Consider the following 8,044-nt stretch of genomic DNA (forward strand, 5'->3'; position numbering starts at 1 on the left):
ATGTTAGTTATATCTGACATCTTGCACCATTTTCAATAAGCTGTTGAGGGGCGGGCAGGATGCCCACCCCACAATAAATTAATTCTTTGTGGAACAGGCATCTTGCCTGTTCTGAGAATAATGCAAGATGTTAGCTAGATCCGGAGACACCATGTAACTTATTACTTGCGGCCCGAAGGTTGACCTTCCGTAGTCGCTATTTCCCCAGCTTCCATCAACTGCTTAAAGCGACGTAAATCATTGGCAATTTGCTGTTCGGGAGCTTCGCCAAATAGTTTAGCAGCACCAGCACCAATTGCACCGCCCGGAGGGTTGTATTCGATGACAACTTTTACCTCCGTACCGCGTCCCGCTGATGCCGGGTGAAAACGCACAAAGCCAGAATTGTCAACATCAGCTCCTTCAACAGACGCCCAAGCAATTAAGCGATTTTCTTCTTCGCGGACAATCTCTGCATCCCATTCCACACTGTTGCCCATCGGCGCGCTGGCAATCCAGTGAGAACGTTTTTCATCGATGACCGTAACGTGTTTGAGATGCTTCATAAACCGAGGCAAATTTTCAAAATTGCGCCATACACGGTACAATTCATCAGCCGGTTTGTCGATCGTCACCGTCTTTTCAACTTTAATGCTTTGATTCGGATCTGCAGCCGACTGCAAGCCCTCCACAACCCCCAGGCCACGGGCCGCTAAACCGCCGCCCGCAACGGCCAGCAAAGCACCTCTCAAAGAACGCTGCGACAAGCCAAAAAGCACCAGCGCCCCGCCACCAATTAAAGATGCCCAGCGTTCGGTATCGCCGCTGCTACTTTGGTTTTGTTTGTCGGAATTTGTCATTGAAGTAGATTCCATTGGTTTAAACCTGGTAAATTAATAGCGGAAAATAGCAGCTAAAGGCGCCTCGGCCGGGACTTGTTCCGGCGGCATCGCGTAAACAGTTCCGCCGTTTAGAATAGTTTGAATTGCTGCCGCATTCAACAAATCTTCGTCGCCCAATTCTGCATCTGGGTGGATTTGCACCGAGTTCGTCTCGGGATTAAAACTACCCCACTGCTGAACGCCAAGAGCAACAAAAAGTCGATCGACACGTCCAAAATAAGCAGCCGAAACAGATTCTTTCAAATCAGCAGAAATTTTATCGCTTCCTGTCAGATCGTGGTATTGTGCGATCGCCTCTGACTGAGCCTGCAAAAACAAGGGTTCCACTAGCGGCAAAGCTTCAGCCCGCAACTCTTCCGGCTTCAGAAGTTTCTGATTGCCTGTAATTCCTTCTTCAACTAAATGCGGGTAGGTATTGGCTTCTCGGTAAAGCGGGAGCAAATACTCAACTCCAGCTAACACTAAAGGAGCTTTTTTATTGTGCAAATATTTGTGCAGCGCCCCATCAATTATGTGGAAATACTGCAAAATTTCCTGCTGGGGCTCATCTCGGTCCGGACTTCCTTGACCGTGAAAACTTCCCGGCTGCTGAAAAGAATTATTAGTGCCTCCTTTTGAAGTAGCAATCCGAAACTGACCATCTTTAGCAGTCGGGTCATATTGCAGAGCCTCCTCAAGGCTTTTCGGCAAGTTTTCAACTTCAACCTCCCGAGCACTGTAAGCCGTACACTCAATCAGCCTCACTTCCTTTTTACTGAGGGCTAAAACATAAAATAAATTATTTCCCGTCAGCATAGGCATCAGCGGTTTGACGTGAAAGTTGTCGCTCACAACCACTAATTCCTCAAAATCCACCGGACAGGTATAGTAGCGGAAAAATCCCGAACCGACAAAAATCGCCAGCAGGTTGCTTTGATTTTCCCAAAAGTTTTCCTGGTCAATTTCTGCTCGGACTGGCTCTAGCAATTGAGCAGCTTCTTTTTTGTCAAATCCGTACTCTACAATTTTGTCTTCAGCCTCTCTGATTAAATTTTTGAACAGAATCGGATTTTGTTGAATTTCTGTTCCTTGAGCGACTGGCATATAAATAGAGACGCACAATCCAGGAGATTGTTGTACCAGCGCTTTGAGTTCCTCTACAGATATTAAGTTCACCGCTGAAACTCCTTTGCTAAGGGGTTATGTAATGAAAACAACCGATTCTTTAAAATGTATCTCTCCTGACGTGGCCCCTGCGTCTGCCTAAAGTAAGGATCGGCTGCTGTAGAGCATTTCATCCCCGAACTAAAACGGGGTTTGCAGCGGCTGTTCCAATCGAACTGCTTATCACCTAAGATAGACGGCGCTAACTCGGCCGCTACTTTACCATAATTTAGTTTAGTCGGGTTCCACTACTCGTTATATCTGATGAAAACAAAAATGTTTCTGGGGTTGCTGTGGGCAACATTTATTGCCTACACCTTGCTGCTAGCTCCTCTCGATCGGCCCGGAACGTTAACAGTTATGGAAAAAATGCTCAAGTTGCAGCTAGAAGGAATTAACCCCTACCTTGTCACCATATTCGCTCTTATGGGAGTCTGGCCGATGGTCTACGCTTGCCTCCTATTTATTGATGAGAAAACCCAAAATATATCCGCTTGGCCTGCTTTCCTCGCTTCTAACGGCGCCGGCATCATCGGCTTAATTCCCTACTTACTCCTCCGCCAGCCCCAGCCACAATTTTCCGGCCGCAAAGATATGTTGATCAAAATATCAGACTCCCGCTGGACAGGGATTGTACTTTTACTAACTACTATCTGGCTGTTAGCTTGGGCTTGGTTAAATGGAGATTGGGGAGATTATGTCAGGCAGTGGCAATCAATTCCTTTTGTGCATTTAATAACTTGGGATTGTTGCTTGATGGCTGTAATATTTCCCTCACTTCTGGGAGACGACATGGCACGCCGCGGACTCTCGGACGATCGCATTTTTTGGGCAGTGTCTCTAGTTCCGCTGTTAGGGCCGCTAGTTTATCTTTGTCTGCGCCCCCCTCTGCCAGAATCTGCAACCGAAATCCCTACTTTCCCACTAACAGCCCGAAATTGAAACATTGAAAAATTTGGTAGTGTTCAAGATTTAATGATATAGGAGTAAAGTTTATTTCCTTCTCGTCTGCTCATGCCTGCCTCTCCAACGAAAGCGTTAAGGGCCTTGGTGTAGTCTGTGCGTAGCGTGGAGAAAGATTTTAATTGTCCTGAAAATCTCGCTCGACACTTATGAGGTCACTCTATGGAGCCAAATGATACATCGGCCCGCTACGACCGAATTGCCCAATGGTGGCAAACTGAGCATCAAGATTCAACCTACGGGATTGCCCAATTAGAACGGGCGATCAAATTTACTTCTAAGCAGCACGCAGCACTTGATGTCGGGTGTGGAAGCAGCGGACTTTTTATTAACAGTTTATCCCAGCATGGATTTGAGCCTGAAGGACTTGATATTTCTAGCGAAATGATCGATTTAGCCCAGCGGCTACATCCAGAAATCACGTTTTACCGGGAAGACATTTGTGATTGGCTGCCGCCGAAACTTTACAGCCTGATTGCAGCGTGGGATAGCACATTTCATCTGCCAATCAACAAGCAATCGCCTGTGATACAAAAGCTATGCGATGCGCTTGAACCCAATGGAGTGCTCCTGGTCACTTGTGGCGGCGGACATACAAGCAGCGAGGTTTCGGGAGCATTTCAAGGTCAAGACTTTGATTACAGCACTTTGGGTGTAGATACTTTCCTGCAAATTCTGGTTGAGCATCATTGCACCTGCCGCCATCTCGAATATGACCAGTATCCTGAAAATCATGTTTGTATGATTGCCCAAAAGACCTAATTTATCATTCGTACGATTAAGCTGTGGGATGTCGCAACTGGGCGCTGTATTAAGATGTTGATGGGCGATCCGGTGTATGAAGGCATGAATATTCAAGGCGCAACGGGATTGAGGAATGCTCAGAAATCGGCTCTGAGAGCATTAGGGGCTTTGATTTGACACTCTTGATCGAGATTCCCAATCATCTCCAAGGTCAGGCAGCGTTTACGAGAGAACGATCAAGCTCACCGGACGCAGATAAGCTTAAAAGTTCACAGATAACTTTATACGTTCCGGTGCAGCGACTTCTTAGCTGGTGGAGCTACCGCGTGAGTTTAGATCTACTAAAACTCTACTCTGATCATCAAAGTGAACTCATACATCTCCCTTGTGATATTTTCAACCTGTGCTTGCAGATTAGCGTACACGGGAATTTTTATGTCAGCCACCACTTGAAGGTTTCTTTTAGACTCTTCACTAAGGCTCAAAGTAAGTTCTCGGCTCTGGATTGGATTTTTGCCTCTACGTTGGTCTATTAAGGACTTCATAGACATATCATTTAGTAGGTGATACTGGCGTAGATGAGCTTCGGCTTCTTCTAAATTTGGTTCGCCACCGCCAAATTTACTTTGCAACTTAATCTTATTACGTATTTCCTCAAAGGTTTTGTTCACGGCATCAATGCTTCCCTCAGCATATGGACTGTCTATGGAACCCTTAAATATTTGCTTACCCGCTGAAGTCTGGACTTCGATTTGTTCTACCGTGACCTCTCGCGCACCAAGTAATCCACACAAAGTAGTGAAATGAAGATATTTAGTTAGTGCAAAAGTTGAAGAGGCTTGATTAAAAATGACGTAATCAGATGTGTCATAAGGATTTTGAATTAGTAAAGTTCCTGGCTCTCGAATCCCACTACTATCTAATTTCTTTTCTATATCGTCAGTAGTCACATCTGAAGCAACCAAAAGATAGACTTGCTCACTCAGAAGAAGGTTGCTTCCTCCCGGTGTGTATTCCAGTCGGGCTAATTCATGGGGTGAGATGACTAGAATAGCTTTGCGCTTTTTAGGTGGAACTTCATCAAGTGCCATATTTGTTTCTCGATTTCTGTAATATAGTTTTTGAAAAGGAATTTAGCCTCTAATCTTATTAAAAAATTGTCCCAATAGTTGTCTCCATATATTAAAAGTTAGTACAAAATCTTGAGCCCGTTTATTAACCGACGAAACTTTTTGATTAGACTGAAAAGGTTGAATCGCGAATCTTCTGTTTTTATTCTTTAAGATTTCAGATAACCCATTTTGAATAGCTTCTAATGCGCTGTCATCTAAAGTTCTATTCAATTTGTCTGAGACAACACTCGCGATGCGATTATACACATCCTTAACCCCATATTCTGAAAAATCATCCGGTAACTCTCCATAAATAACGATAGGAGCACGGCGCTTAATTGTATCTTTTTCAGTGGGAATAGCTTCTATTACGAACTTTGGATAGCTATAACGAATAGTAACGGGTGCATCAGCAGGCAAAACCTCAATATTACTTTTAGGAATTTCATAAATTTCTGAGACAAGCTTTTGCCGTGACTCATCATCAGATAACTCTTCTTCATTCTTGAAAATTAAATCAGGAGCTTGATTGTCAAGGCTCTGCGCCCAGAAGTATAAATCTGTCATTTCTCAACCTGCCGAAAAATAAGTCCAATTAGAGTGTCTGAATCTTTTTCAGTTGCTAAACTCCCCAGTGCAACTTTTACTGTAGCCGCTCCTCCAGCAAGCTGAGTCATTTTTTTCACAACTGGAAGTGCCCTGAAGCGATCCACATAATTACCTATCTGATCGGGGGTAAGATTTTTGAAGTCAGGATCAGAGTTCCAATGATTTCCAACAATAAAAAATTGTTTTTTTGAGTTACATTCGTTGATCCAACCCTGAACCTGCCTCATATCATCTTCGGCACGTTCCTCTGCCCTTGAATCATGCTTTAGTAGCAGATCCGTTCTAACAACATACAAAACCAAGTCAGCTTCGTCAAAGAGCTTTTTCCATACGCCATATGCAGCCTTATCACCTGAAACGTCATCGGTTTTTTTAAGTAGAATATCTAAATCACCAAGTTTGATGCGTGTTCTCTCTATTTCTTGCTTATCGAGAGTTTGCTTATACCTCTCAATCAAAATACCTTTTTCCATATATGTTAGGAGAGTAGTTTTACCAACTGCCCTTGCACCCAGAACGGCAATCTTTTTACCTTTGAGTGCATATGTGATGTTTTCCAAGTTGGCGACAACAGCTCCACCAGCGACCCCGCCTACTGCAAGAGCTATAACTATCGGGATAAAAGGCAAAGGCATAGACGTTAGCCTCAAATAAATTTTTTCTCAGTATACCCTCAGCAATCGAACCCTCAAAGTAACCTTAAAATCCCAACAATCTTAACCTCTTGGGCATTGTTCCTAGGGCGATCACCCTTCGCTACTGCCTTAACAGACAATCTCTTGGGAGCTTTCGGGCTAACAGGCTACTGTGAAGGACGATCGCAAGGACTTTAAATAGAGCCCGCTAACTTGTAGTATCGCAGTTGCCGTACAATGTCGTTTAGTCGTTTATAAGATGATAATACCGCAAACTACGGATAAAGGTCAACCCCTTCTTACTCCCTAATATTGACAATATCGAACGAGCAAGAAGGACGAGACGTTTACCTGTTGTTTTAACCGATCAAGAAGTTAAAATAATGTTAAGTAATATTGAAGGGGTCGAGGACTTAGTAACCAGCTTACTCTATGGTAGGGGAATGCGATTAACAAAAGGATTGCGACTACGAGTCAAAGATATTGACTTCTTAGTCATTTCCTCTCATGCCCAACCTTGGCTATCCCATTCGTTAATCTCCCTTCTGTTTCAAGAATTGCTGGCGAAAATTGCCGAGCAATTTGGTGTCTCTAGGATAGTTGTTCTGAATAAAACTTTTCTCTCACTTAATTCTCTAAATTCTATGTTGGAAGAACCGTTGGCGACCAATACCAGTGAAGACAACTATCTAGTCACCGCTGTGATCTCTCATGTAGTGAAACCGGGGCGCGACGAAGGTTACGAAGCATGGTTTCATGGCATCGCCGCAGATGCACGAAAATTCAAGGGACATCTGGGTGTCAGCACTATTCGACCCCAGCATCACGCTCATCCTGAGTATGTGGTCATTCTCAAGTTCGATTGCTACGACAATCTCAAGGCCTGGCTAGAATCTGATGTTCGGCGAGAGTGGATTGAGCGATTGCAGCCCTTGATTGAAAGGCCAGAAGATATTCAAACCCTGACCGGATTGGAAACCTGGTTTACGCTGCCCAATAAATCGATGAAGGCTCCACCCCCTCGCTACAAAATGGCGTTAGTTACATGGTTGGGAGTGTTTTGTACGATTTCTATTCTCAATCGTTTGCTGGTACCGCTACTATCAGGGCTTCCTGCCTTGCTCACATCTCTGATGATCACAGGCCTCACTGTTATATTGCTCACCTATTTGATCATGCCGCGCTTAACACAAATCTTTCGCAAATGGCTATATCCCATTCCCTAAAATCATATGAATTTGTGGCGCTGCGGCGACGGGGACAATCGGTTAGGCTGGATGATTTTGAGCGAAGTTGGATTACCAACACTAAGTTGCAGCCGTAGATTGATGACGATGGACTACGAGGGGTGCTGTCAAACTTTCAAAGCTTGCAAGCTGCAATTGAAGCGAAGAAATACGCGATCGACTTCAGTACACTAGCCAACCAAATATCGAGCGATCCGCTGGGCATAAATACGATTATTTAATCAGACAAGACCTACAATTAGCAGCCGACTTGCTGAAACAAACCTATTCTCAGACTCGCGGTCGATATGGTTATGTTCAAGTCGATCTCCCTCCTCACTCGCTATTGCAGGCCCAAAGTGCGATCGCTGAAGCTCCAATCCTTTGGCATTCGGTCGGCTGGTGTAATTTAATGCTCAGAATCCCAGCCGCTCAAATCCTGCTGCCGGTGATTGCAGAACTAATTTGCGATCGTATTAACGTCAATGCAGCGTTCGTGTTTTCTCAGACAACCTACGAGCAAGTAGGGGATGCTTATCTCCGAGGACTAGAAAGCCTCATTCAGCAAGAAGAATCTGTGAGTGAGATTGCTTGTTTTACCAGCTTCTCCATTGGTCGTTTAGATGCAGTTATTCATCCACTTCTAGAGAAAATAAGAAGAATCTGTGAGTGAGATTGCTTGTTTTACCAGCTTCTCCATTGGTCGTTTAGATGCAGTTATTCATCCACTT

Annotated in this window: 10 protein-coding genes; 5 read left to right on the forward strand and 5 right to left on the reverse strand. The window is 44.4% G+C overall.

Annotated elements, in window-relative coordinates:
- Positions 1–161: 161 nt before the first annotated feature.
- Entirely contained in the window at positions 162–854 is a 693-nt protein-coding gene (locus QUB33_RS00945) for an SRPBCC family protein (protein WP_333346058.1), read from the reverse strand.
- An 18-nt stretch (positions 855–872) separates the two neighbouring features.
- Entirely contained in the window at positions 873–2,036 is a 1,164-nt protein-coding gene (locus QUB33_RS00950; RefSeq protein ID WP_333346061.1) for a baeRF3 domain-containing protein, read from the reverse strand.
- Between the two features lie 252 nt (positions 2,037–2,288).
- On the opposite strand from QUB33_RS00950, the gene QUB33_RS00955 reads away from it, so the two are divergent.
- Both QUB33_RS00955 and QUB33_RS00960 read left to right on the forward strand, forming a co-directional pair.
- On the forward strand, positions 2,289–2,966 hold the full coding sequence (locus tag QUB33_RS00955; RefSeq protein WP_333346064.1) for a DUF2834 domain-containing protein: 678 nt from the start codon (positions 2,289–2,291) through the stop codon (positions 2,964–2,966).
- A gap of 183 nt (positions 2,967–3,149) precedes the next feature.
- On the forward strand, positions 3,150–3,749 hold the full coding sequence (locus tag QUB33_RS00960) for a class I SAM-dependent methyltransferase (RefSeq protein WP_333346067.1): 600 nt from the start codon (positions 3,150–3,152) through the stop codon (positions 3,747–3,749).
- Between the two features lie 323 nt (positions 3,750–4,072).
- Here the strand turns inward: QUB33_RS00960 and QUB33_RS00965 are convergent, their stop codons facing one another.
- From QUB33_RS00965 to QUB33_RS00975, 3 genes are read right to left on the reverse strand one after another with little or no spacing between them, the layout of a single operon-like run.
- On the reverse strand, positions 4,073–4,822 hold the full coding sequence (locus QUB33_RS00965; RefSeq protein ID WP_333346070.1) for a hypothetical protein: 750 nt from the start codon (positions 4,820–4,822) through the stop codon (positions 4,073–4,075).
- A 42-nt stretch (positions 4,823–4,864) separates the two neighbouring features.
- A complete protein-coding gene (locus QUB33_RS00970) occupies positions 4,865–5,410 on the reverse strand; it encodes a hypothetical protein (protein ID WP_333346073.1) in 546 nt (181 codons plus the stop codon).
- Positions 5,407–6,087 (reverse strand): ADP-ribosylation factor-like protein, encoded by a 681-nt coding sequence (locus QUB33_RS00975; RefSeq protein WP_333346076.1) that lies wholly within the window; start codon positions 6,085–6,087, stop codon positions 5,407–5,409. The genes QUB33_RS00970 and QUB33_RS00975 overlap by 4 nt, the downstream gene beginning before the upstream one ends.
- Before the next feature lie 383 nt (positions 6,088–6,470).
- On the opposite strand from QUB33_RS00975, the gene QUB33_RS00980 reads away from it, so the two are divergent.
- Genes QUB33_RS00980 through QUB33_RS00990 form a run of 3 tightly spaced genes read left to right on the forward strand, consistent with a single transcriptional unit; the run spans position 6,471 to position 7,986 of the window.
- Positions 6,471–7,313 carry a hypothetical protein gene (locus tag QUB33_RS00980; protein ID WP_333346079.1) on the forward strand — a complete coding sequence of 281 codons (843 nt, stop codon included), beginning with the start codon at positions 6,471–6,473 and terminating at the stop codon, positions 7,311–7,313.
- 6 nt (positions 7,314–7,319) lie between these two features.
- Positions 7,320–7,508, forward strand: coding sequence for a hypothetical protein (locus QUB33_RS00985; protein ID WP_333346082.1), 189 nt, complete (start codon positions 7,320–7,322; stop codon positions 7,506–7,508).
- Between the two features lie 10 nt (positions 7,509–7,518).
- Positions 7,519–7,986, forward strand: coding sequence for a transaldolase family protein (locus tag QUB33_RS00990; protein WP_333346259.1), 468 nt, complete (start codon positions 7,519–7,521; stop codon positions 7,984–7,986).
- The last annotated feature ends 58 nt before the right edge of the window (positions 7,987–8,044 follow it).

It is taken from the genome of Microcoleus sp. B3-A4 (genome assembly GCF_036705385.1).
In the GTDB taxonomy this organism is placed as follows: domain Bacteria; phylum Cyanobacteriota; class Cyanobacteriia; order Cyanobacteriales; family Microcoleaceae; genus Microcoleus.